This window comes from bacterium (assembly GCA_035945995.1).
Classification (GTDB): Bacteria; Sysuimicrobiota; Sysuimicrobiia; order Sysuimicrobiales; family Segetimicrobiaceae; genus DASSJF01.
Genome location: DASYZR010000172.1, coordinates 1 through 24,112, shown reverse-complemented (window position 1 = coordinate 24,112; position 24,112 = coordinate 1). Strand labels below are relative to the sequence as shown.

Sequence of the window (24,112 nt, the reverse complement as noted above, 5' to 3'; positions counted from 1 at the left end):
CCGAAGAAGCAGATCGCGACCTCGTCACGGCCGGCCAGTTTCGTCGCCAGGGCCGCGCCGGTGGCGAGGCCGATCCCGCCGCCGACGATGCCGTTCGCCCCGAGGATGCCGGCGTCCACATCGGCGATGTGCATCGAACCGCCTTTGCCTTTGCAGTACCCCGCCGCCCTGCCGAGCAGCTCGGCCATCATGCGGCGGGGATCGCCGCCTTTGGCGAGGCAGTGACCGTGGCCCCGGTGCGTGCTGGTGATGCGGTCGCCCGGCCGCAGCGCCGCGCACGCGCCGACCGCGACGGCCTCCATCCCGATGTAGGGATGCGTCGTGCCGCGCATCGCGCCTTCGCGGTACAGGTCGAACGCGCGCTCGTCGAACCGCCGGATGCGGAGCATCATCCGCAGCATGTCGACGAGCTGCGCGGGACTCAGATCCGGAGGCGACGTCACGGTCGCGTCGTTACCCCCGGCATAAGCGCCACTGGGCGTCCGCGAGGCGCTGCCGCCTTGCCCGACACGTTCCGTCGTGCTCATGCCGCGTTCACCCCATCCCATCCGCCGTGGTCCCGCTCCCGCCGCCCTGCCCGCCGCGATCCGGTTCCTCCAACCCCAGCGAGAACGGCCGCTCGAGGAGCGACTGCGGGAACGCGCGGAAGGCGAGGTGCGTGTTCGTGCGGACGATCCCGGGCACCTCCGTCATTCGGCTGGTGACGAGATCCGCGAGCTCGTCGTAGTCGCGCAGTTTCAGCACGGCGATGATGTCCCACTCGCCGGTGACCGAGTACACTTCCTCGACGCCCGGGATCTCGGCGAGCCGGCGGGCGACGTCCGGAATCCGCCGGCGTTCCGCCTGAATCATCACAAACGCGGTGAACATCGTCGTCCCCCTTGTCAGGCCGCGGCGGCGTAGCGGTAGGCGAGGTCGAGGTACACGGCGGTCTGCAGCACGAGATCGCGGATCGCGACCGCCTCGTTCGGGCCGTGCGCGTGGTGGCGGCCGGGATCGCTGTCGGGATGGCCCGGCGAGAACCCGTAGGCCGGCACGCCGAGCTCGCGAACGAAGCGCGAATCGGTGAACCCTCCGCTGAGGCTCGGCACGAGCTCGACCGGCCGGTCGAGCGCCCGCCGGAGGGCGTCCGCGAACGCCGCGAGGACCGGCTCGGTGGCCGGCGACGTGTTGGCCACCGCGGTCTGCTCGACGCGGACGTCCGCCTCGCCGAGCAGCCGGCGCACCTCCGCCTCGACGTACGGGGGGCCCTGATGCGGGAGCGCGCGCACGTCGCAGGTGAGCCGGCAGGCGTCGGGAACGCTGTTCGACTTCACGCCGCCGGCGATCAGCGTCGGCGTCGCCAGCATGCGCGACACCTGGCGCAGGTGATCGGCGAGGCGCGGGCTTCCGGGGGTGAGGCGCGCGATCACCTCGTCCACGTTGGACGGGGTCACGGGGCCGGTGAGGCGGCTCAGCGCGCCGAAGACGGGACCGCGCGTATCGCGCTCCGCCTCGTAGCCGCGCAGGCGGTCGAGGGCGGCCGCCGCCTTGTAGAAGGCGTTGTCCCCCTGCCACGGCCGCGCGGCATGAGCCCCGCGGCCGTGAAAGGTCGCCGCGATCTCGAACCGGCCCTTCTCCCCCACGCCGAGGATGCACCAGTCGCGGCCCTCCACCGGGACGAAAAATCCGCCGCCTTCGTTGAGGCAGAGGCCGCCGCGCACCCAATCCGCGCGTTCGCGGACGACCCACCCCATCCCGTACGACCCGCCCGCCTCTTCGTCCGCGACGCAGACGAAATGGACGCCGTGCGCGAGCGGCGCCCCGAGGCGCCGCAGCAGGATGAGGGCCATCGTCTGCGCGGCGACGGTCCCCTTCATGTCCGCCGCGCCGCGGCCCAGGAGGTGGCCGTGCGAGACGACGGCGTCGAACGGCGGGTGGGTCCACTGCTCGGGTGCGCCCGCCGGCACGACGTCCGTATGCGACGCCAGGACAAGCGCGATCCGTCCGCTGCGTCCGGGGAGCCGTGCCACGAGGTTGCCGCGCTCCGGGACGCGTCCCGCGATCTCCGACTCGATGCCGGCCGCGCGCAGCGTCCGCGCCAGATGCGTCGCGGCCTCGGTCTCGTTGCCCGTGGGCATCACGCCGGTATTGGTCGTGTCGATCCGCACGAGGTCGCGGGCCAGAGCCACAATCTCATCCTGCGACCCTTCCGCGAGGCGGCGGGAGTCCGGGGCGGACATGACATCCACCTCGTTCCCGCCGGCGCGAGCGGCTTCCTCCCGCTATCCCTTCCAGGGAATCGGCGCGACCTCGGGGTAACCGCGGAGCGCCGCGTCCAGCACCGCCGTCGCGCGGCCCAGCGCGGCCGCGGTGGCGCCCTCCGCCCGGATCACGAGGGCCGGCTCCGTGTTGCTGGCGCGCACCAGCGCCCACCCGTCGGGAAAGACCGCCCGCGCCCCGTCCACGTCGATCACCTCGTACCGGCGCCGGAACTCGGCGGTGAGTGATGCGACGATCGCGAATTTTCGCTCGTCCGGGCAGGCCACGCGAATCTCCGCCGTCGTGTGGTAGCGGGGGAACTCCGCGGCGAGGGCCGACAGCGGGCGGTCGGTGCGGGAGAGCAGGCGGAGCAGCCGGCCCGCCGCGTAGATGGCGTCGTCGTAGCCGTAGTACTCGTCGGCGAAGAACATGTGGCCGGACATCTCGCCGGCGAAGAACGCGCCCGCCTCCCGCATCCGCGCCTTGATCAACGAATGCCCGGTGCGGGTCCACTCCGGGCGCCCGCCCAGCCGCCGGATCTCGTCCACGAGCGCCTGCGAGCACTTGACTTCGACGAGCGCCGTCGACCCCGGATGCGCGCGCAGGACTTCCCGCCAGAACAGCGCCATCAGGAGATCCCCCGGCAGGATGGCGCCGCGGTCGTCGACCACGCCGATGCGGTCGCCGTCCCCGTCCAGGCCGATCCCGAGATCGGCGCGTTCGGTCCGGACGGCGCGGATCAGGTCGGCCATGTTGCGGGGGTCCACGGGGTCGGGGTGATGATGCGGAAAGGCGGGGTCGAGATCGCAGTACAGCGGGACCACCTCGCATCCCCACCGCCGCAGGATCGCCGGCGTGAACGCACCCGCGGTCCCGTTCCCGCAGTCCACGACGACGCGGAGCCGCTGCGGGCCGAGCCGGATCTTGTCGACCAGCATCGCCGTGTAGGCCCCCCGGACTTCCTGCATCGCCACGGTCCCCTCGCCGTCCGCGAACACCCCGCTCTGCGCGATGTGCCGCAGGCGCTGAATCTGGTCGCCGTACAGCGTCCCCGGCCCGTCCGCGAGTTTGATGCCGTTGAACTCGGGCGGGTTGTGGCTGGCCGTCACCATCACCCCGCCCCGCGCGCGGAAGTGGTGCACCGCGAAGTACATCATCGGGGTCACGGCGAGGCCGATCGCCGCGACGTCCCGGCCCGCGCGGGTCAGGCCGTGGATCGCCGCCCCGTAGAGGGCCTCCGAACTGGTCCGGTTGTCGTGACCGCAGACGATGGCACCCGGGGCGGTCCCGTCGAGGAGCGTGCCGAACGCCCGGCCGATGGCCTCGCCCGTTTCGACGTCGAGCCCGCGGCCGAAGATCCCGCGGATGTCGCATTCCCGGAATATCTCCGCGGCGCGCGTCTGCGCGGGGCGATGCGGCCACAACGGTTAGACGTTCAGCTCCTTCAGGGTGCCCGTCACCATGTAGATGACGCGCTCGGCGATGTTCGTGGCGTGGTCTCCCATCCGCTCGAGCGCCTGGGCCGAAACCAGGAGATACGTCGCGCGCTGGATGTTGCGGGGATCCTCGATCATGTAGGTCAGCAACTCGCGGAACACCTGGCCGTAGAGGTGGTCGACCTCATCGTCCGCGGCCGCCATCTGCTGCGCCAGGTCGACGTCGCGCCGCACGAACGCGTCCAGGCCCGTCCGGAGCATCCGCTGCACCATGTCCGCCATCCGCGGAATGTCGATGAGGGGCTTGAGCAGCGGCTGGCCTGCCATGCGCTTCGTCGCCCGGGCGATGTCCTCCGCGTGGTCGCCGATGCGCTCGAGATCCATCGTCATCGCCCACACCGCGGCGATCGTCCGCAGGTCCTTCGCCATGGGCTGCTGGGTCGCCATCAGCATGAGGCACCGTTCTTCCAGCTCCAGGTGCAGCGCGTCGATCGAGTTGTCCGCGGCGATGATCTCCTCGGCCATCTCGACGCTGCGCGCGCGCAGCGCCTCGATCGAGCGGCGCACCGCCTCCTCGACGAGCGCGCCCATGCGAAGCAGATCGTCGCGGAGACTCGTCAGTTCCCGATCGAACGTCTCTCGCGTTTGCACGGCCGTCTCCCCGGGGGTGCCTCCACCCGTGGGGACGGTTTCCCGGCTCCCAGGACCACTTCCTGTCGCGCTCCGCGGCCGGCGGGGTCCGCGCCGTCACCTGCCCGCGGCGTGAACCGCGGGATCAGCCGAACCGGCCGGTGACGTAGTCTTCCGTCTGCCGTTCCTTGGGCCGCGTGAAGATCTCCGCCGTCGGGCCGTACTCGATGAGTTCGCCCGCCAGCATGAAGGCGGTGCTATCGGAGACGCGCGCGGCCTGCTGCATGTTGTGCGTCACGATGACGATCGTCAACGTCTCCCGCAGTGTCCTGGCCAGCTCTTCGATTTTCAACGTCGAGCCGGGGTCGAGGGCGGACGCCGGCTCGTCCATCAGCAGCACCTCCGGCTGCACGGCGAGGGCCCGGGCGATGCACAGCCGCTGCTGCTGGCCGCCGGACAAACTCGTTCCGGGCCTGGCCAGGACGTCTTTGACTTCGTCCCACAGCGCGGCCTGCCGGAGGCTCCGCTCGGCGACCTCGTCGAGCATGCGGCGGTCGCGGATGCCGTTCAGCCGGAGGCCGACGACGACGTTGTCGTAGATCGACATCGTCGGAAACGGGTTGGCCCGCTGAAACACCATGCCGACGCGGCGGCGCACCTCGACCGGATCCACGCTCGGGGCGTAGATGTCGTCGCCGTCGAGAAGCACGCGGCCCGCCATGCGCGCGCCGGGCACGACCTCGTGCATGCGGTTGAGACACCGCAGAAACGTCGATTTGCCGCACCCGGACGGACCGATGATCGCGGTGATTCGCTTCGTGGCGATAGTGAGGGACATCCCCTTCACGGCATGGGTGCGCCCGAAGTAGGCATGGAGGTCCTGGGTCACCAGCTGCGACGGAGCGTTGGTGTCGACGGCCTGCCCCTTGGCCAGCGCCGAGGAAATGGCGTGGTCCCACAGTGTCATGCTCGCCCTACCTTGAGTCACGACTTCGGATTCCATCGGTGGGCTACCTCCCCCCCACTCGAAACCGCTGGCGGCCCGCCGCGCGCGCTCCCACGCTCAGGAGGAGCGTGATCGTCATCAAAACGAGCGCCGCCGCCCACGCCTGCCGGTGCCAGTCGTCGTACGGCGCGATCGAGTAGGTGAACAACTGCACCGTGAGCGTCGAGATCGGCTGGTCCAGGCCCGCCTGCCAGTACTGGTTGTTGAACGCGGTGAACAAGAGCGGCGCCGTCTCGCCCCCGATGCGTGCGATGGCGAGCATGATGCCGGTGATCACGCCGGCCGTCGCGGTGCGGAGGATGACCCGCAGGCTTGTCACCCACCACCGGATGCCGAGCGCCAGCGACGCTTCCCGCAGCGACGATGGCACCAGCCGCACCATCTCCTCCGTGGTCCGCATCACCAGCGGGACCATCATGAAGCCCAGGGCCAGCCCGCCGGCCAGGGCCGAAAATCGATGCATCGGGACCACGACGAGCGTATAGACGAAAACGCCGATCACGATGCTCGGGACGCCGTTCAGCACGTCGGCCGTGAAGCGGATCCACCATCCCAGCCGTCCGTCGCCGCCCTCGGCCAGAAAGAGGCCCCCCAGGATCCCGACGGGGACGCCGACGCACGAGGCGAGCCCGATCAACGTCAGAGTCCCGGCGATGGCGTTGGCCATCCCTCCGCCCGGCTCGCCGACGGGCGCGGGAAGATGGGTGAAGAACGCCCAGTTCAGCGCCGACGCGCCCTGGAGGACGACGTAGCCCAACACACTCGCCAGGGGGGCGACCGCGATGAGAATCGCCGCGAGGCACACCCAGCCCATGATCCGGTCCGTCACCCGGCGGCGCTCCGCGGAGCGGTGGCCCAGGACGATCACAGCCCCACCGGCACCTTGGATGTGACGCGCGCCACCAGCCACCGCGCCATGGCGTTCACGATCAACGAGACGACGAAGAGGACGAGCGCCATCTCGATGAGGGCGGAGAGGTACAGGTCGGAGGTCGCCTCGGTGAACTCGTTGGCCAGGACCGCGGCGATCGTGTAGGCGGGCTGAAAGAGAGACGTCGCGATCTGCGGCCGGTTGCCGATCACCATCGTCACCGCCATCGTCTCACCCAGGGCGCGCCCGAGGCCCAGGATGACCGCGCCGATGATGCCGACCCGGCCGTACGGCAGCACGGCCCGGCTGATGACCTCCCAGCGCGTCGCGCCCAGCGCGTACATGGCCTCCCGCTGTTCCGGCGGCACCGCCCGCAGGATGTCGCGTGAGACCGCGGACACGATCGGAATGATCATCACGGCCAGGATGATGCCGGCCGCCAGCAATCCGATCCCGTACTGTGGACCGCCGAAGAGCGGCAGCCAGCCCAGCGTCGCGGCCAGGACCGGCTCGACCGCGCTGCGCACCCACGGCGCCAGGACGAAGATGCCCCACAGTCCCAGGATGACGCTCGGGATCGCCGCCAGCAGTTCGACGAGGAACGACAGCGCGAGCGCCGTTTGCGACGGCGCGATCTCGACGAGGTAGATGGCCACGCCAAGGCTGATGGGTACCGCGATGAGCAGCGCGAGCGCCGACGACGCGATCGTGCCGAAGACGAACGGCAGCGCCCCGAAGACATTGTGCACCGGGTCCCATCGCGACGTCCAGAGAAACGCGAGTCCGAACCGCCGGATCGACGGCATGGCAGCCCCGGCCAGCATGACGGCGATGCCCGCAACCAGCACGATCACGGCCAGGCCAAAAATGGTCAGCGTGACCCGGAAGACGGTGTCTCCCCGGTGGCCGCCCCGCGATCGGGATCGCGGCACGGCCGGGAGAGGCGGCGGTCCTCCCCTTCGGGCCGGCACGGCGTAGGACATGCCGGAATCCTTACGGCGCCGCGAGCAGCGCCTTGCCCTGGTACGTCACCTGCCGGACGAGCCCTTCGTCGATCTTGACGACCGGCGCGGGAGCCGCCGCGTACAGCAGCTGCGCGGCGTCCTTCTCCCCGTCGTGGATGGCCCACCAGAGGAACTGAACGAGCGCACGCCCCTTCACCTCGTCGGTTTGCTCCTGTGGGATCAAGAGATACGTAAATCCCGCGATCGGGTAATTCGTCGCCCCGGGCGCGTACGCGATCGACACGCGGACATCACTCTTGGCGACCATCTTCGCCGCGCCGCCCTGGGCAGCCAGGGTCGTCGCGGCCAGCGACGGCGCGACCCAGTGGCCGTCGCGGTTTTTCACGATCGCGTACGTGAGGTTGTTCTGCTTGACGTAGGCGAGTTCGACGTAGCCGATGGCGCCGGGTGTCTGTTTGACCGCGCCGGCGACCCCTTCGTTCCCCTTGCCGCCGATGCCCCCGGGCCACTCCACCGACGTCGCGTGGCCGACCTTGTTCGACCACTCAGGGCTGACCAGAGACAAGAAGGACGTGAAGTGGAAGGTCGTCCCGCTGCCGTCCGACCGGTGCACGACCGTAATCGGCATGTCCGGCAGTTTCATGCCCGGATTGTCCGCCGTGAGCTTGGGGTCGTTCCACTTGGTGATCTGGCCCATGTACAGCGCCACGATGTTCTGCGACGACAGGCGCAGTCCGGTCCCGACGTTCGGGATATTGTAGCTCATCGCGATCGCGCCCGCCACCGTCGGGATCAAGATGATCTTCCGGCCCATCTCACTGAGCTGCTGATCCGAGAGCGGCGCGTCCGAGGCCCCGAAGTCGACCGTGCGCTTCTTGACCTGCTCGATGCCGCCGCCGCTGCCGATGGATTGATAGTTGATCCGGACATCGGAATGCGCCCGGTTGAATTCCGCGAACCAGCGGGAATACAGCGGGAACGGAAACGTGGCCCCGGCCCCGTTCACCGTGACGACGCCGGCGCCTCGTGCCGGCTGCATCGCCGGATCGGCGACCACGACCACACCGCAGATCGCCGCGGCCGCAATCAGGGAACGCCAGAGTGGAGCCGTTTTCATCGAAACCCCCTTGGAAGTGCGCCTCAACGCGCCTTCAAGCGTAGCGTAGTGGTCATGCATTATTCCTCCGCGCCCGATTTCATTAAGAAGGCGTTAAGTCCGGGTTAAGGCTCCGCGGATTGCCCGGCCGGCGAGGAGCACTCGCCGGTTTGTGCCGCGGCGTCACATCGGTGAGAGCCGCCGCACGCCCCCCACCCCGCGCTCCCCGGGATCGTCGTAGGGCTCGACCAGGCGCTCGTATTCCTCGGCCCTCAGCGGGGACGAGATCATGAAATCCGCGGTCGCGCGATTGCAGGCGACGGGCCCGCCACGATCTTGGCGCCGATTTGCTGGTCGCCGCCGAGCGGGCCGCTGTGAAACTCGGCGGCCGAAAAGGCCGAGCGCCTGCTGGATCAACCGGCCCGTCGTCCGCGTGGCGCACAGTTCGTGCCGGGTCAGCAGGTCGCGGTTGTACCGCATCCACGCGATCAGATCGTCCTTCTTGTTATCGTGGGCGATCAGGGCGATCTTCTTGCGTTCTCCCATCCGAATCCGCGCGAATCCCGGCATCGTTCCGTCCTCGTCCATCTACGGGCCCATCACCCACACGAAGTACGACGCGGCGCCGAACACGAGCGCGATCACCAGCGCGATCACCAGCGCCGCCCGTACATCCTCCCACCACCGTGGCCCGTCCGGCATCATGTCGGGCAGCATCGCGCCCTCTCATTCGAACCCGTGTTTGAGGCGCCGGTCCGCTGCCCTGAGGATAGGGCGCGCATATTAACTCACCGTGATCGTTGTGTGTGGGGACGGCGAAAGAAACCCGGAAAGGAAAGCCGGCTAGAAGTTGCCCGCGTGGGGCCGGCTGAGCGCGCGCTCGAGCACCAAGTCGGCCAGCCGGTCGACGTCGGCCCGCCCCCGCACGTCGTACACCGCGACTCCGTCGGCCACGCCCCGGAGGACGAGGTGCTGCTCCGCCGGCGACCGCGGCGCGAGGTCGTACACGCCGGCGGTCTTGAGCAGCGGCTCGAGCGCCGCGGCGCGGTCGCCGGCCGGCAGCGTCCGCACGTTCCAACCCCGGTCCAGGGGACTCCAGCGCAGCAGGAAAACGGCCCGCAGGCGGCCGGAGAGACGCATGGTGCCGGGACCGTAGAGGGCCTCGACGTCGACGTCGTGCTTGCGCTCGATGGCCCAGAGCTCCTCCGGACGCATGGACCCATAGCGCGCGCGTTCCTCATCGGAGACGAGCGGCGTCAAACTCTGAATCCGGAGCAGCGTGCCGGGGTTCACCCGCGGCTTCTTCGGCACCCCGACCATCTCGACCGTGCCGTCGCCGGCCGCGCGCGCGAACAGCCGGTCGTTTGTCACGAGATGCTGATGGCGCTCGACCAGCGCCAGGGCGACGGTCGACTTGCCGAACCCGGACGCCGAGGCAAACGCCACCCCGTCGTACGCGCCAATGATCGCGGAGGCGTGGAGCATGATGTAGCCGCGCCGGAGCATCGACTTGGCGTACACGGTCATGATCAGATTGACGACTTGATTGAAGTTGCGGGTGAGGTCGCCGGCCACGTAGTGCTCGGGCTCCGCCACGTAAATCGCCACGCCGGTGCGGCGCTTGACGACGACGCGGACGCCGTCCCCGTCGTAGAAGGCTTCCTTCACGCCCTGCTCGCGCATCCGCCGCGGAACATCCCGCAGCCGGGCGGCGTCGTAGACCGGTTCGGCCAGGACGAGGTGCACGGCCGGGGCGTCGCGCGGCACGGCCGCCGTCAGGTACGGCGCAAAATAATCGCGCAGCCGGGCCGCGATCTGCGCCGCGCCGGCGTACAGGCCGATCGGCACGTCGCCGATCCGCAGGGCGAGCGCGTGGTCAGGCCGATAGGTGCGGCGAACCGACGCCAGCTCGTCCATGCTGCCTGCTCCTCATCAGGGCGTGCACCACGTACTCCGCGTACGCCTTGGCGGCGTCGATGCCCTGGGACCGCCAGAGACCGGCGAACCCGCCGAACGCACTCACTTCGTACACAAGATATCCGCCGGACGCCTCGACGAGATCGACGCCGGTGAACTCGAGGCCGAACACGCCGGCGGCCCGCACGGCCACCTGGCCCATCTCCGGTGTGACCGGGCACGGCGCGTAGCGGCCGCCCGCCGCGGTCGTCGTCAGCCATTTGCCGCCTTCGGCGACGCGATAGTATGCGCCGAGGACGCGTCCGTCCAAGACGACGACCCCGATGTCCCGCCCGGCGCCCGGCACGAACTCCTGGAGGTAGTACGGCATCCGCCAGTTCCGCCGCCAGCGCCGCAGCGCCAGCCGGCGGGGATGCTCACGGTCGAGCAGCAGCATGCCTCTGCCCTTGGAGGTGAACAGCGGCTTCACCACCACCCGCCCCCAGTCGCGAATCACCTGATCGGCCGCCCAGACGGACTCCGTGACCACGGTCCGCGGGATGGGCAGCCCGTTCTGCCCGAGCCGCTGGGTCATGCGATAGCGGTCGTTCACCTCGCCGATCGCCCGCGCCCGGCTGAACACCCGCACGCCCCGGTGCTCCAGCTGGTACAGCAGCTGCACGCGGCTCGGCGCGAGCGGGTCCGTCGTCGCGCCGAGCTTCTTCACCACCACGCCGTCCAGCGTGCCGAGGTCCACACCCTCGCACCACACGGCCCCGTCGCCGAGATCGACCGCGCACGCGGACGGATCGACCGTGATCGCATCCGCGCCGCACGCGGCGAGCGCGTCGCGAAGCCGCTCCGTCGACCACGCGCCGGGAACGCCGGCGACCGCGACGCGCAGCGCCGTTCGTCCCGCGTCAGACGGGATCATGCCGGATCCGTCACGCTCGAGAGCAATCCGAGCCCGCGGCGGAGGAGGCGCTCCGAATGCGCCGGGTCGGCCACGACCCGGCAGGACGTGATGCACGACCGGGCGAGACTGAGATGGAGACGCCGCTCGAACGCCGCGTCGCCGTGTTCCGCCCCAAACCGGCGGGCGAAGCCTTCCACCAGCTCGTTGATCGCCGCGACGTCGTCCGCGACCGGCCCGGCGATACCCGGCCGGCGTTCCATCGACAGCAGAAACACGCTGATGTCCTGGAGGTAATCCCCGAGCCGCGAGCGGTGCACGTCGATGAACTTCACCTGGCCCGTGCGTTCGTGGTAGAGGACGTTGTTGGCGTTGAAGTCCCCGTGCAGCCAGACCGAGACGGGCGGGGCGAGATCCGGCTCCAGCGCCTCGGCCCGCACGAGCAGTTCCTCGACGCGCGCCGTCTGCCCGCCCGCGACGCCCTGCTCGACGATCGGTTGGAACTCCGGGTGGAGCGCGAGCACTTCGGGCAGGCGCCGGCGGATCTGCTCCACGTAATCGATCCGCGGCCGCTCCACCACCGTGGTGTACGCCCATACGACGTGGACCGCGTCGAGCAGCCTGTGCGTCGCGGCCAGCTTCCCGTCCCGGGAGGCCGCCGACAGATAGAACTCCGAGAGCAGCGGACTGTCCACGAACTCGCGCAGCAGGGCTTCCCGGTCCTTGACTGTGACCGAGCCCAACACCCGGGGCGTGAGGTCTCCCGGGATGCGCGCCCAGGCTTCGAGCTTCCTCGCCTCCTCCTCGATCTTGCGGCGCGACCCTTCCTTGTAGATCGCCGGCGCGCCCTGCCGGCGTACCTGCGCGACGACCGCGCCGCTGATCCCGTCCCAGTAGGGATGAAACTCGAACTCGCCGGGCTGGGCCTCCGGCACCAGCCGGCCGAGCTGCTGGTACTGCGAGAATTTGAGACGGCGGCCGGTGGTCAAGAAGATCGCCTGCTCGCCGATGTTCAGCACGTAGTCGGCAACCTTTTCCAGATACTTCATGACGGCCAGGCAGTGCAGCAGGTACGGAACCTCGGACGGGTAGGCCTGCATCCGGCGGCGCGCCTCGCCGAGGTAGGCCACGTACCGGCCGTCGAATTCAGACTCCCGAAGACAGGCCTGGCAGGCCCGCTCCAGGTCGTGCTCGACCAGCGCGTCCATGACCTCGCGCACGGCCAGAGACGCGGCGACCTCCAATTCCGGAAAAGCGAAGTCCACCGGCCGGGCCTGATCCTGGATCACGAGGCGGACGCGCTTCGCGATGTGCGTCCCCGTATCCCCGATCCGCTCGAGATTCAGGGCGATCTTCACGGCGGCGCGCGCCAGACGGCGGTCCTCGGGGCTGAGGGTGCCGCCCGTCGCCAGGTCGAAACACCGCTCCTCGAGCGAGAGATTGAGGTTGTCGATCACGTCGTCGCGTTCGATGACCTCGTCGGCCAGCGACCGATCGAGGTCGTGAAAACAGCGCAGCGCCCGCTCAAGCTGGTCCGCCACGAGGCGGCCCATCTTGATCAGGTCGCTCCACACACCCGACAGGGGAGGCTGGCTCATCGCCGCCGGGGCGGCAGACACAGTCCGGGATTCCTCACCGCCGCCCCCCACCGCCGGCATGCTGTGATCGAGTCCGGTCAGGTGCTAGTCGTGGGACCGGTGCGCATTCCCGACCTCTTCGCGCGGATCGACCGTCACCTCGAGCGCCGCGACGGATTCCTCCTGGTTGGCCTTCCAGGAAATCTCCAGCCCGAGACTGCCCTTGGCTTTCTCCGGTTTGGACTCCGCGGCGATTTCCACCGTGACCATCGAGCCGGGCTCGAGACGAATCGACCGCCCGGCGGCCGTCAGGCCGATCACGCCGCGGCGGAGCCCGTCGGCGATCCGGCTCAAGTAGTCTGCCGCGTTTGCGGGCTCGAGCGTCGCCGTAAACTCGAACTTGCCGTTCTTAGCCATGGCGCGTGCCTCCTTGACGCGGCCGGTCCCGCATACGCGGGACGCGGCCGGATGCTGGCTACGGAGCCGTGGTGACGCTCAGCGGCACCCGCCAGCGCAATTCGATGTGCATCTCTCCCTTGCCGGAATCTTCATCCGCGCGGATCTCCACCGAAATCACCTGTCCGGGGTGGTACGCGTGACGCTTCCCGCTGTTACGGATCACGATCGCCCCGTGCATGAGACCCAGCGACAGCTGGTTCATCATCTCGGCGACGTCGGTGTTCGGCAGCTTCGCCGCCATCTTCAACGACTGGCTCATGGACAGCCTCCCCCGACATCCGGTATCCCCCCAAATCTCACGGTCGCCGTCCCGTGCCTACCGGGCGACGGCCACGGGATCCGCCTCGGACGCCGGCCGTCGATGCTCCGCGTATCCGGGGCGGGCCTGTCTCGCCTTGAGGATCCGCTTGTACGCCCCGCTGATCTGCACCGCGAGCGGGCCGTAATCCAGACACTCGACGCTGGCCAGACCCTCCCGAATGGCATGGGTCACTTTGGCCTGCGTGATCTCGCTGATGGGCAGTACCGTCGCCTTGATCCCGATCTGCGCCCAAAAATGGGCGTCGCTGCCGCCGACCACGGGGAGCCCAAGCCGCCGCGCCGCGTCGTACACCCGCTCGTCGCGCCGAAAATCCTTGCCGTTGGCCTCGATGGCGTCGAGCGCCGCGAGCGCGCGTCCCAGCGCGACGAGTTCCTTGCCGGGCCGGAAGATGTGGGCGCCGATCACGAACATTCCCACCTCCCGGACGACGGTCACGGCCTCCGACAGCGGGGGCCGGTATCCGCCGGTCGCCGGACGCGTCAGGCGCACGTTGAACCCGCGGAGCTGATCGAGCGTGCCGAGGAGAATGAGATCCGCGGGGCGCCCGTCGTTCATCAGGCTCAGTTCGGCTCCCGTGAGAATGCGGAACCCCCCGCCGGCATGGTAGACGCCGTCCGCGTAGGCGAATGCTTGGCCGAGGGCCTCGTGGACCTCCCAGAAGCTGGCGGCGTGAAAATGTTCGACCAGCGCGATGCCGTCGAGCCCGACCCGTCGCGCCTGCGCGATCATCTGGTGCAGGGACCGCATCTCGAAGGAAAACAGCTTGGAGATCTTGGCGTGGGTGTGTAGGTCGATGCGTTTCACCGAGTCATCTCCTGCGAGTGTGCCGTATGTGTGCTGCATTGTCCCCCGCTGTGCTCCGTCAGTGCGCCGCGCGCCGATCCGGCGCGAACCATCGTGCCGCGGGCCCTGAAGCCGGGCCGCGGTACCTCCGCGCCGAGGGGAACGGTCCCGATGTACTGTGGCACCTCCGGTGGAGCCCTTGGAGCCCTAGCGAGACAGTACCCGACGCCGGTTACCGGGGCGCCATGGCCGCGCGAAGATACCGGGAAGAACAGGTTAAGGACTGGTGAACACCCGCTCGCCGTCTGTGCGCCGCGGGGGCCCGGCCGGCGGGGCCTCATTCGCGGGCCCGGGGCAGCAGCAGCGTGAAGCGGGTGCCACGCCCCTCCGCGCTCTGCACCTCGACCTCGCCGCCGTGGGACGTGGCGATGTGCTTCACGATGCTGAGGCCAAGGCCGGTCCCGCCGAGCGCGCGGGAACGCGAGCGGTCGGCCCGGTAGAACCGCTCGAAAACGCGGGGCAGGTGCTCGGGGGCGATCCCGACCCCCGTGTCCGCGACCGAGATCGCGACCATGTCGTCGCGCGCCTCGCCGGCCACCACAACCGTGCCGCCGTCCGGCGTGTACTTGATCGCGTTGTCGACGAGGTTCGCGACCGCCTGCGTGATGCGCGTGCGGTCGGCCCACGCGCGGGCCAAGCCGCGGTCCCCGTTGTTCCCACGGAGCGCGATGCGGCGGCGATCGGCCATCGGACGGAACTTCGCCACCACGTCCTCGATTACATCCCGGAGGGGCACCGCCTCCATCTCCATCTTGGCGCTGCCGCTCTCGATGGCCGACAGATCGAGGAGGTCGTTGACGATGAGCGTAAGCCGGTCGATCTCCGTGATGATCCGCTCGAAGAACCTCGGGCCGGCCGCGGGGTCCTGCGCCGCGCCGCCCGCCAGCGCCTCGGCCAGCGCCCGCACCGACGTGAGAGGTGTGCGGAGCTCGTGCGAGACGTTGGCGACGAATTCGCGGCGCACGATGTCGGTGCGGCGCTGATCGGTGACGTCCTGGGCCACGACGACGACGCCGAGAAAGTATCCCTGCGGTCCGGCCACCGGGTTCGCCTGCACGCGCAGCAGGCGGTGCTCGGGGTGGTGGAGTTCGATCTCCCGTGTGAGCGGCTGCCGCTCCCGCTCCGCCTGCCGGACGAGCGCGTCCAGCTCGAAATGGCGGAAGGCCTCGATCAACCGATGCCCGATGACGAGCGGTGCTGTGATGCCGAAGATCCGCTCGGCGGACGGGTTGACGAGCGTGAGCGTCCCCCGCCCGTCGAGCACCAGGAGCGCGTCGCTCATGTGCGCGAGCACGGATTCCAGGGTGGATTTCTGCAGATCGAGCGCGGCGATGGTATGACTGGTTTCCAACACCATCGCGTTGAACGCGGCGATGGCCTCGTGCACCTCGTCGAACGAGATGTCGCCGGAGACTTCCCGCGCCGGCCTGAGACGGCCCTCGACGCCCGACCACGCGGCCGCGGCGAGCTCGTGGAGCGGCCGGGCGAGCGCGGCCGTGAACCGTCCCGCGATGATCGCCGCGGCGACGAGCGCGACGAACAGCGTGCCGAGCAGCGGAACCGCGACGTCCGGGACCCGCCGCGGCCACCCGGTGGCGGCCAGCAGCGCCGCCGCGGCGACGACAAGCAGCGCCGCGTAGCCCGCCAACGCCGCCATCACCGCGCGGTAGAGCCGCATGTGTGGGTTACGCTCCCAGCTTGTAGCCGACTCCCCGAACCGTCTCGATGGTTGTCGCCGACCCAGCCTCGTGCAGCTTCTGCCGGAGCCACCGGACGTGCACGTCGACGGTGCGGTCGTCGCCGGTGAAGTCGTAGCCCCAGACGTGTTGGAGCAGCGCCGCCCGCGTCAGCACCCGCCCGGGGTTCGCAAGGAAGGCCCGCAGCAGATCGAATTGGCGGGGCGGCAGCGCCATGGGTTCCTCGCGGACGACGACCTCGTGGCGGGCCAGGTCCATGGTGATCTCGCCGACCTGCAGGACTTCCTCCTGCTCCCGGGCGCCGCGCGCCGCGGTCTGCGCGCGGCGCAGCGCCGCGCGCACGCGGGCCAGCACTTCGCGGAGGCTGAAGGGCTTCGTGATGTAATCGTCGGCGCCGAGATCGAGCCCCACGACGCGATCGGGCTCGTCGCCGCGCGCGGTCAACATGAGGATCGGAATCGCGGACTCCTGCCGCAGCACCCGGCAGACCTCGAATCCGCTCATCCCGGGCAGCATGATGTCGAGCAGAATCAAGTCCGGCGCCGCGTGTCGCGCGAGATCCAGCGCCTCGCCGCCTTCACCGGCTTCGAGGACGTCATAGCCCTCCTGCTCGAGCGCGTACCGGAGCGATTCGACGATCGCCCGCTCGTCGTCCACGACGAGAATCCTCGGCTTCTGCCCATGGTGTGAGCCGGAGTCATCCACTTTCCCCCGCGTCAGCATGCTCGACGTCCAGCATATCACGAACCGAGGCCGACCGTCACGCGACCGCGGCGCGGTTCTTTCAGCCATTCTTAACGCGTGCCCCGGCCGGCCGTTAACGCCCCGCTGCTACGGTGGCGGTGGCCAAAACGCGGCATACTCGCACAACGAACAAGGAGCGCAGCATGGACAACGTCTACTTCTTGACGATCATGGCCAACGAACGGCGGCAGGCCCTCCTCGAAGAAGTCGCGCGGCGGCGGGTGATCGAGGCGTGCGGGCGCCGCGTGCGCTCCGCAGGGCGCCCGAGCGGGCTCCTCGCGATCTTCGGGTTCGGCACGCCGCCCCCGCTGGAGGCGGAGCGCGTGCGGGACGAGACGCGGGCGGCGGCATGGTGGACGGCGCTCACACTCGGGCCGTACCTGTAACGCACACCCGCACCGTCTCGCGTGATCCGGGGAAGATGCCGCACACAAGTGTTCGGAAAATTTTCGCTCCGGCTGCGGGAGTCATTAACGGCGGCTTAACCTCCCGGCGGTACGCTCCCCACAGGCGGCCAGCCGCCGGGACGGGAGGGGGGATTCAGGCGGCGCCGGGGAGCGTATGTGGACGCCCGTTCCGCCTCGACAGGACGAGGCTCGCAAGCCCTGACGGCCGCGCCAAGTAGCGACCCCCGGCCGCCGGGTCAAGCGCGACACCCCGGTTTCCCAAGGGCGGGACGTGCTCCAGGTCCTCGGCTGCTGCATGTGTACGTCACGACGGCTCCGCGGTGCGCCGCGGAGCCGTTGCTCGTTTTTGTCGACGAGGCCGGCCGCATCCTCGACCGGATCCCGCTGGCCGCGATCAACGGCCGGTCTCGCGGTACGGCGCGCATCGCGCCCACCGGAACTGCCGAGACCGCACCGTCGGGGTTGACATTTCGCGGGATCATCTATGCGCTGTGGAACGCCCGGCGCCTGGGCTACCGCCGGCTCGCGCTGCACAGCGACGACCCGACCGCCGTCGCGCAACTCAACGGCGAGCGGCATGTCGATCCCGGCACCATCGGCCCCTACCTGGAGGCCCGGGCGCTCATGCACCTCTACCGCAGCGCGTCGATCGACGTCGGGGAGCTCGTGTTGTCGGGGCCGGCCCCGTCCGGCCCGGCGGGCACCGGCGCCACGAGGGCGTCCGCGGCGCGGCGGTACGCTTCGACCTGACCGGCCTCCACGCCGGCGGGCCATCCCAGCGCGCTTCCCATGAGCGCCGCGACGGCCGGCGCCACTCCGCGCCCCTGGTCCGGCAGAAGATACCCGAGACGCGTGCGGCGCAGGAGCACGTCCTCGACCGAGACCGCCATCTCGTCGCGCGCCGCGAGCACGGCTTCCGCCGCCACATGTGGATGGGCGGGGGCCAGCGGCGTGGCGAGCGCCGGGCGCGCTTCGACGAGGTCGAGGACGCCCGCGGCCCGCGTGCCGTACGCGTGCAGGAGATGCCGCAGCGTCCGGCCGGACAACCCGGCGCGCCGCGCCCGCGCGCGCAGCATAGAGATCGCGTCTGCGAACCCGGCGGCTCCGTCGAGGGCGAGATCGCGGGTCGGCGACCCTTCCGCCGCGGAGCGCCCGAGGATCCGGTTGACGGTTTCTTCCGCCATACGCCGGTACGTCGTGAGTTTCCCGCCGACGATGGTCACGAAGCCGGCCGGACCGGCGAAGATCTCGTGCCGGCGTGAGAGGCGGGCCGTGGCCCCGGCGGCCGCCGCGGTGACCAGGGGGCGCAGTCCGGCGTAGGCGCCGAGCACGTCGGCCGCGGTGAGCCGGACCGTGAGAAACCGGGCCGCGTGCTCCAGCAGGTACCTCGCGTCGGCGGCATCCGCCGCCGGCGCGTCCGGCGGACCGGCCCACTCCGTGTCCGTGGTCCCCACGAGCGCGGCGCCCTGCCACGGGACGACGAACGCGATCCGGCCGTCGTCCGTTTCGGGCAGCACCAGCGCGGCGCGCCCGAGCCGCAGCGGGGCCGCCCGCACCACGAGGTGCGCGCCCTTGGCGCGCCGCAACCGGAAGGCCGGCGGGCCTGCCAGGCGCGCCACCGCATCGGCCCAGACGCCGGTCGCGTTGACGGTCGTGCGCGCGGAGATCGCGAACGTCTCGCCGCTCGGCCGGTCGAGGACCTGGGCGCCGGCGATGCGGCCGCCGCGGTGGCAGAGGTCGGTCACCCGGGCGTAGTTGAGAGTCAGGGCGCCGCGGGAGCGGGCGGAGCGGAGCACCGCAATGACGAGCCGGGCGTCGTCGGTCGCCGCATCGTAATAGAGATGGGCGCTGCGCAGGCCGTCGGTGCGCATCGCCGGTGCGAGGCTCAGCGCGCCGTCGCGCGACAGCCTCCGGCGGGACCGCAGCGCGAGCCGGCCGGCCAGCACATCGTAGGCCCACAGGCCGGTGGACACGCCCATCGGCGCGGCGCGGCGCAAGAACCGGGGCAGCCCGATCCCGAGCGGCCGGCGCGTGTCGGCGTAGAGAGGAAGGACGAACGGCATCGGGCGCACGAGGTGGGGGGCGTTGCGAAGCAGCCGGTCCCGCTCCGCGAGGTCCTCGCGGACCTGACGAATGTCCCACAGCGGCAGGTAGCGCAGCCCGCCGTGCACCAGCTTGGTGGACCGGCTGCTCGTGCCGCCGGCGAAGTCGCCCTGCTCGACCAGCGCCACGGACAGGCCCCGCGCCGCGGCGTCGAGCGCGACGCCGGCGCCGGTGATCCCGCCGCCGATCACGAGCACGTCAAACGATCCGGACGCGAGGCGGGTGCGCAGGGCGCGCCGCGCGGGCTCTCCGGGGAGCGGCGGCGTGGCGTCCATGTCGTGCACTTGGCGCCGCCGCATGCCTGGTCCTGTCGCGACGCGCGGGAGGACCGGCATGACCCGCTTCGACCGGCGCAGAATAAGCGCCGCGATCGCCGCCGCCCGCTCCGGCATCATCAGCCCGACAGGGGGTGTCCCGATGTCGATTCGGAATCCGCTCGATCTTCCGCCGGACCTGCCCGTCCCCGCCGACGATGGCGCCTGCGATCATCTCGCCGGTATGTGGCTGCCGCCAATGGCGCTGGCGTCAACGGCGGGGCCCGCGGTGGACCTGTCGGCGCTCCCGGGCCGCACGGTCGTCTACTGCTACCCGCGCACCGGCCGGCCGGACCAGGAGGTTCCGCAGGGGTGGGACGAGATCCCGGGGGCGCGCGGGTGCACGCCGCAGTCGTGCGCGTTTCGCGACCGCCACGCCGGGTTCGCCGCGGTCGGCGTGTCCGTCTTCGGCCTCAGCACCCAGACGACGGAGTACCAGCGGGAAGCGGTGGCCCGCCTGGGGCTGCCGTTTGCGCTGCTGAGCGATCACGATCTCGCCTGGGCGCGCGCGCTGCGGCTGCCGACGTTCGAGTTCGCCTGGAGCTTCGGCGCTCAGCCGGCGGAGCTGATCAAACGCCTGACCCTGGTGCTGTGCGACGGCCGCGTCGAGAAGGTGTTCTATCCGGTCTTCCCGCCCGATGCGAACGCCGCGGAGGTGCAGGCGTGGCTTGCGCAGCACCCGGGCCCGGCGGACCCCCGCCCGAGCTAGGTTTGGCCGCTCTCGTACAACCAGCGCGCGACCAGCGCGTCGGTATCGCCGCCGAACGAGTCGCGTGAGCCTTCCGCGAGCACGGTTCCGGTGCGCATCACGTACACGTAGTCGGCGATCTCCAGCGCCCGCTTGATGTTCTGGTCGACCAGCAGCACGGCCTTGTCCCGGGCCGCGAGGTCCCTGATCAACCCGTAGATCTGCACCGCCACCCGCGGCTCGATGCCGGCGGTGGGCTCGTCGATGAGGAAGACGGCGGGATCGTGCATGAGGCTGCGCGCGATCTCCAGCTGACGCTGCTGGCCGCCGCTCAGCGTGCCGGCCGGCTGGCGCCGCTTCTCGGCGAGGATGGGGAACCGCTCCAGCGCGCGCTCCACGAGGGAGTCGACGCGCGCTCGATGGCGCTTGTACCGCCAGGCCCCCAGACGGAGGTTCCAGTCGACGGCGAGATGGGGAAAGATGCTCGGCCGCTGCGGCAAATACGCGATGCCCTGGTCGCCCATCTGGTGGGGCGCGAGCCCCTGGATCGAACGTCCGTCTAGGGTGATCTGGCCTTCCGTGGGCGGCAGAAATCCGAACAACACTTTGAGCAGCGTCGACTTCCCCGTGCCGTTTGGACCCAGGACGCACCGGACATGACCGCGCGGAGCCTCGACCGACACACCGCGCAGGATGCTGATCCCCGGCAGGTACCCCGCGACCAGATCGCGTGCGGCGAGACAGTGCGCCGTGGCGGCAGCCACCGGGACGGCCGGCCCGTCTGTCATTCCAGTCCCGAGTACGCGGCCAGCACGGTCTGGTCCGCGCGCACGGCGGCCGGCGGGCCGTCCGCGATCTTGCGCCCGCGCGCCATGACGACCAGCCGGCGCGCGACGCGAAGAATCGACTCCATGTCGTGATCGACGACGACGAACGTCCGGCCGGACTGGTGGAGCTCTTGAATCCGCTTGATCAATTCGTCCCGCAGGCGGGGATGGACCCCGGCGAACGGTTCGTCCAGGAACAGTACTGCGGGCTCCAGCATGAGCGCGCGCCCGAGTTCCAGGAGTTTCTGCTGGCCGCCGGAGAGGTTCTTCGCGTCGAGCCCTTCGAGATGAAGCAGGTTGAGAAACGTCAGGTATTTCCGCGCCTCGCGCGCCGCGGACTCCCGGGTGGACCCCGGCCGGGTCAGTCCCGGGACGAGCATGTTCTCGAGGACCGTCATGCGGCCGAACAACTGCGTAAGCTGAAAGGTTCGCGCCACGCCGCGCGCCGCGAACTCGTGCGCCGGACGCGACTTCATGCGCTGGCCGCGCACCTCGACGTGGCCGGACTCCGGACTCAGGTGCCCCGTCAGCACGTTGATGAGCGTCGTCTTGCCGGAGCCGTTCGGCCCGATCAGCCCGATCAGGTCGCCCGCCGCGACGGAGAGGTCGACGCCGTCGACCGCCGCGATCCCGCCGAAGTGCTTCGACAGCCCGACGCCGTCGATGAGCACGCCGTTTGCCGACGCCCGCGCATCCTGCCGGCCGACAGGCGCCCGGCCACCATGTAATCCGAGCGGGCTAGTCCCCGAAGGGGGGCCCTGAGTCATCCGGCAGACCCGCCCTGACCGACTTCGCCTGCGATGCCCTCGGGTGCAACCGTGGCCGCCGGCCGGCGCACTTCGCCGAGGCGCACGAACTGCAGCCACAGCGGTGTGAGGAGGCCGTTGCGCGCGAAGCGCATCGTCAGCAGCAGGACGACACCGAAGATCTCGAGCCGCCAGATGCCGAACGCGCGCAGATACTCCAGCAGAAACTCGACCCCGATCGCGCCGCCCACGGCGGTGGGTATGCGCTCCATGCCGCCGATCACCGTCATCACGACGATCAGCGCCATCCGGTCGAGGTCGCCCAGATCCGGCGTCAGGACGACGCTGTAATGGGCGAAGAAACTCCCCGCGAGGCCGGCGAAGCCGCTCGCGATGGCGAATGCCAGGATGCGGAGCCGGGCGACCGCCACGCCCGACGCCGCCGCGGCCTGTTCGTCCTCACGGATGGCTCTGAGGAACAGCCCCCATCGGGAGTGCACCAGAAGCCCCATGACCGCGAGCGACCCGACGAGGAGCCCGAAGATCGTGTAGAAGTACGGCAGCCGCGACGCGGTGGTGAACAACGGCACGGTGTGCAGACCGGTCATGCCGCGGGTGACCTGGTCTTCGGTCGAGACGACGATGCGGACGATCTCGGAGAACGCGAGCGTGAAGATGGCCAGGTACGGGCCGCTGAGACGCAGGCAGACCCATCCGATCCAGCCGCCGACGAGGCAGCAGGTGACGGCGCCCACGGCCATCCCGAGCGGCACGGGAATGCCGGACCACTGCACGAGCAGCGCCGAGGTGTAGCCGCCGACGGAGGCAAACGCCATGTGGCCGAGCGAGAACAGGCCGGCGTAGCCGGCGAGCAGGGACCAGCTCGCGGTCAGAATGGCGTAGAACATGGCGATGATGAGGATGTGCATCCAGTACGAGTTCAGCAGGTGCCCGTATCCGAGCAGCAGCGCTCCGGCGGCCAGCAGGGTGGCGGCGTGAAGTCCCCGCACGGCCCTATTCCATCCGCAGGTGGCGACGGCCGAAGATGCCGGTCGGCCGGAACATCAACACCACCATCAGGATAAAGACGCCGAAGGCGTTCGAGTAGGAGAGCGCGCGGGTCACGTCGGGCAGGAACGCCGTGAACAGGGCCTGTGCCTCGCCGAGCGTGATGCCGGCGATGACGCTGCCGGCCACGGAGCCCATGCCGCCGAGGATCACGATCACGTACGACTGGATGTTGGGCAGGACCCCCATGTCGGGCGAGAGCGAGAAGATCGGCCCGATGAGCGCGCCCGCGGCCGCGGCGAGCGCCGCCCCCACCGCATAGGCCAGCGTGTTGAAGCGGCGCGGGTTGATGCCGACAATCGACGCGGAGTCGCGTGACTGGCTGACGGCGTCGAGGGCCTGTCCCCAGATTGTGGCGTTCATGAAGTAGAGCAGCGCGAAGATCAGGAGCAGGCCGACGCCGCCGGCAACCAGCCGGTCGCTGGACACCACGAGCGCGCCGATCCGGTGCACGCCCGCCACGAACGACGGCGGCTTGAGCGGGAACACCCCGAAGACGATGATCGCCAGGTTGCGGAGGAGGAACGCCAGGCCGAACGTGACGATGATGCCGTACTCGTCCTTGCGCTCCGTCCGCTCGCTGTAGAGCGGCGTCAGCAGCAGGCGCTCCAGCACGACGCCGAGGCTGAAGACGGCCGCCATGGCGATGAACATGGCGGCGAACGGCGAGATGCCCGCGAGCGTGATCGCGTAGTATGCCGTGTAGCCGCCCAGCATGTAGAGATCGCCGTGCGCGAAGTTGACGATCTTCAGGATGGAAAAGATCAGCGTGACGCCGACGGCCACCAGCGCGTAGATGATGCCGATGACGAGGCCGTTGGTGGCCTGGATCAGGAAATAATCCATCGGTCCGCCGCGAAGACGCCGGGTCAAAAAACGGAGGAAGGCGCGTCCCGGCGCACGCCGCAGGTCCAGCGGTACGCCGTGACGGCCTTCCCCCGAACGGTCTCGCTATGCCGCCGCGCGCCGGATCACTGCGCCGGCTTCTTGTAGTTGTACGGCACGGTCGCGAGGCCCCGCGGCCAGATCACCGGGGCGTCCTCGGGCTTCTGTCCGACCTTGTCGTACTGAAGCAGGTAGAGCGGCGCGTCCACGTACTGGTGGTAGGCCCAGTCCGGGCTGTGGCTGGTCGAGAACGCGTAGGCGCCGCGCGTGCCGCTCCACTTCGACGTCTCAAGCGCGTGGATGATCGCCTTGGGATCGGTGCCGCCAGCGCGCTTGATCGCATCGACGACGATGTACGCCGCGTCGTAGGATTCCATC

General features: G+C 70.0%; 27 protein-coding genes and 1 pseudogene. 3 read left to right on the top strand and 25 right to left on the bottom strand.

Annotated features, from left to right (window positions below; genetic code table 11):
• The 19 genes and pseudogenes from VGZ23_20340 to VGZ23_20250 all read right to left on the bottom strand — a co-directional run.
• A partial coding sequence (locus tag VGZ23_20340) for a thiamine pyrophosphate-dependent enzyme (protein ID HEV2359947.1) occupies positions 1-401 on the bottom strand: 401 nt, incomplete at its 3' end.
• Between the two features lie 133 nt (positions 402-534).
• A complete protein-coding gene (locus tag VGZ23_20335) occupies positions 535-870 on the bottom strand; it encodes an Lrp/AsnC ligand binding domain-containing protein (GenBank protein HEV2359946.1) in 336 nt (111 codons plus the stop codon).
• A gap of 14 nt (positions 871-884) precedes the next feature.
• Positions 885-2,222, bottom strand: a complete 1,338-nt coding sequence (locus VGZ23_20330; GenBank protein ID HEV2359945.1) for a M20/M25/M40 family metallo-hydrolase — start codon at positions 2,220-2,222, stop codon at positions 885-887.
• 42 nt (positions 2,223-2,264) lie between these two features.
• Positions 2,265-3,665 carry a phosphomannomutase/phosphoglucomutase gene (locus VGZ23_20325; GenBank protein ID HEV2359944.1) on the bottom strand — a complete coding sequence of 467 codons (1,401 nt, stop codon included), beginning with the start codon at positions 3,663-3,665 and terminating at the stop codon, positions 2,265-2,267.
• A gap of 3 nt (positions 3,666-3,668) precedes the next feature.
• Positions 3,669-4,328: a phosphate signaling complex protein PhoU gene (gene phoU / locus VGZ23_20320; GenBank protein ID HEV2359943.1), complete on the bottom strand. Its 660-nt coding sequence runs from the start codon at positions 4,326-4,328 to the stop codon at positions 3,669-3,671.
• Between the two features lie 124 nt (positions 4,329-4,452).
• Entirely contained in the window at positions 4,453-5,274 is an 822-nt protein-coding gene (gene pstB, locus VGZ23_20315; protein ID HEV2359942.1) for a phosphate ABC transporter ATP-binding protein PstB, read from the bottom strand.
• Positions 5,275-5,317: 43 nt separating this feature from the next.
• Entirely contained in the window at positions 5,318-6,142 is an 825-nt protein-coding gene (pstA, locus tag VGZ23_20310; GenBank protein HEV2359941.1) for a phosphate ABC transporter permease PstA, read from the bottom strand.
• 35 nt (positions 6,143-6,177) lie between these two features.
• Positions 6,178-7,167: a phosphate ABC transporter permease subunit PstC gene (pstC, locus tag VGZ23_20305; protein ID HEV2359940.1), complete on the bottom strand. Its 990-nt coding sequence runs from the start codon at positions 7,165-7,167 to the stop codon at positions 6,178-6,180.
• A gap of 10 nt (positions 7,168-7,177) precedes the next feature.
• Entirely contained in the window at positions 7,178-8,266 is a 1,089-nt protein-coding gene (pstS, locus tag VGZ23_20300) for a phosphate ABC transporter substrate-binding protein PstS (protein HEV2359939.1), read from the bottom strand.
• A 162-nt stretch (positions 8,267-8,428) separates the two neighbouring features.
• Positions 8,429-8,815, bottom strand: a pseudogene (locus VGZ23_20295) (methylglyoxal synthase).
• Positions 8,816-8,833: 18 nt separating this feature from the next.
• Positions 8,834-8,962 (bottom strand): hypothetical protein, encoded by a 129-nt coding sequence (locus VGZ23_20290; GenBank protein HEV2359938.1) that lies wholly within the window; start codon positions 8,960-8,962, stop codon positions 8,834-8,836.
• A gap of 126 nt (positions 8,963-9,088) precedes the next feature.
• Positions 9,089-10,162, bottom strand: coding sequence for an HprK-related kinase B (locus tag VGZ23_20285; GenBank protein ID HEV2359937.1), 1,074 nt, complete (start codon positions 10,160-10,162; stop codon positions 9,089-9,091).
• Positions 10,122-11,075: a RimK family alpha-L-glutamate ligase gene (locus VGZ23_20280; GenBank protein ID HEV2359936.1), complete on the bottom strand. Its 954-nt coding sequence runs from the start codon at positions 11,073-11,075 to the stop codon at positions 10,122-10,124. Before VGZ23_20280 ends, VGZ23_20285 begins: the two co-directional genes overlap by 41 nt.
• Positions 11,072-12,652 carry a PhoU domain-containing protein gene (locus VGZ23_20275; GenBank protein ID HEV2359935.1) on the bottom strand — a complete coding sequence of 527 codons (1,581 nt, stop codon included), beginning with the start codon at positions 12,650-12,652 and terminating at the stop codon, positions 11,072-11,074. The genes VGZ23_20280 and VGZ23_20275 overlap by 4 nt, the downstream gene beginning before the upstream one ends.
• An 84-nt stretch (positions 12,653-12,736) precedes the next feature.
• A complete protein-coding gene (locus VGZ23_20270; GenBank protein HEV2359934.1) occupies positions 12,737-13,048 on the bottom strand; it encodes an amphi-Trp domain-containing protein in 312 nt (103 codons plus the stop codon).
• Positions 13,049-13,106: 58 nt separating this feature from the next.
• Positions 13,107-13,349 (bottom strand): amphi-Trp domain-containing protein, encoded by a 243-nt coding sequence (locus VGZ23_20265; GenBank protein ID HEV2359933.1) that lies wholly within the window; start codon positions 13,347-13,349, stop codon positions 13,107-13,109.
• A gap of 57 nt (positions 13,350-13,406) precedes the next feature.
• Positions 13,407-14,216 (bottom strand): PHP-associated domain-containing protein, encoded by an 810-nt coding sequence (locus VGZ23_20260; GenBank protein ID HEV2359932.1) that lies wholly within the window; start codon positions 14,214-14,216, stop codon positions 13,407-13,409.
• Positions 14,217-14,532: 316 nt separating this feature from the next.
• Positions 14,533-15,933, bottom strand: a complete 1,401-nt coding sequence (locus VGZ23_20255; GenBank protein HEV2359931.1) for an ATP-binding protein — start codon at positions 15,931-15,933, stop codon at positions 14,533-14,535.
• 7 nt (positions 15,934-15,940) lie between these two features.
• Complete coding sequence (locus VGZ23_20250) at positions 15,941-16,675, bottom strand: response regulator transcription factor (GenBank protein ID HEV2359930.1); 735 nt, start codon at positions 16,673-16,675, stop codon at positions 15,941-15,943.
• Between the two features lie 164 nt (positions 16,676-16,839).
• Between VGZ23_20250 and VGZ23_20245 the strand changes: the two genes are divergently transcribed.
• Positions 16,840-17,082 carry a hypothetical protein gene (locus VGZ23_20245; GenBank protein ID HEV2359929.1) on the top strand — a complete coding sequence of 81 codons (243 nt, stop codon included), beginning with the start codon at positions 16,840-16,842 and terminating at the stop codon, positions 17,080-17,082.
• A 318-nt stretch (positions 17,083-17,400) separates the two neighbouring features.
• Positions 17,401-17,853: a hypothetical protein gene (locus VGZ23_20240; GenBank protein ID HEV2359928.1), complete on the top strand. Its 453-nt coding sequence runs from the start codon at positions 17,401-17,403 to the stop codon at positions 17,851-17,853.
• Here the strand turns inward: VGZ23_20240 and VGZ23_20235 are convergent.
• Positions 17,736-19,505, bottom strand: coding sequence for a glycerol-3-phosphate dehydrogenase/oxidase (locus tag VGZ23_20235; protein ID HEV2359927.1), 1,770 nt, complete (start codon positions 19,503-19,505; stop codon positions 17,736-17,738). The genes VGZ23_20240 and VGZ23_20235 overlap by 118 nt on opposite strands.
• Before the next feature lie 118 nt (positions 19,506-19,623).
• On the opposite strand from VGZ23_20235, the gene VGZ23_20230 reads away from it, so the two are divergent.
• Complete coding sequence (locus VGZ23_20230) at positions 19,624-20,229, top strand: peroxiredoxin (protein ID HEV2359926.1); 606 nt, start codon at positions 19,624-19,626, stop codon at positions 20,227-20,229.
• On the opposite strand, the gene VGZ23_20225 is transcribed toward VGZ23_20230, so the two are convergent.
• The 5 genes from VGZ23_20225 to VGZ23_20205 all read right to left on the bottom strand — a co-directional run.
• Entirely contained in the window at positions 20,226-20,972 is a 747-nt protein-coding gene (locus tag VGZ23_20225; protein ID HEV2359925.1) for an ABC transporter ATP-binding protein, read from the bottom strand. The two genes, VGZ23_20230 and VGZ23_20225, sit on opposite strands and share 4 nt — an antisense overlap.
• A 20-nt stretch (positions 20,973-20,992) precedes the next feature.
• Positions 20,993-21,706: an ABC transporter ATP-binding protein gene (locus tag VGZ23_20220; GenBank protein HEV2359924.1), complete on the bottom strand. Its 714-nt coding sequence runs from the start codon at positions 21,704-21,706 to the stop codon at positions 20,993-20,995.
• Positions 21,707-21,798: 92 nt separating this feature from the next.
• A complete protein-coding gene (locus tag VGZ23_20215; protein HEV2359923.1) occupies positions 21,799-22,791 on the bottom strand; it encodes a branched-chain amino acid ABC transporter permease in 993 nt (330 codons plus the stop codon).
• Between the two features lie 4 nt (positions 22,792-22,795).
• Positions 22,796-23,695 carry a branched-chain amino acid ABC transporter permease gene (locus VGZ23_20210; GenBank protein HEV2359922.1) on the bottom strand — a complete coding sequence of 300 codons (900 nt, stop codon included), beginning with the start codon at positions 23,693-23,695 and terminating at the stop codon, positions 22,796-22,798.
• A 125-nt stretch (positions 23,696-23,820) separates the two neighbouring features.
• The coding region (locus VGZ23_20205) for a hypothetical protein (GenBank protein ID HEV2359921.1) at positions 23,821-24,112 on the bottom strand (292 nt) is incomplete at its 5' end.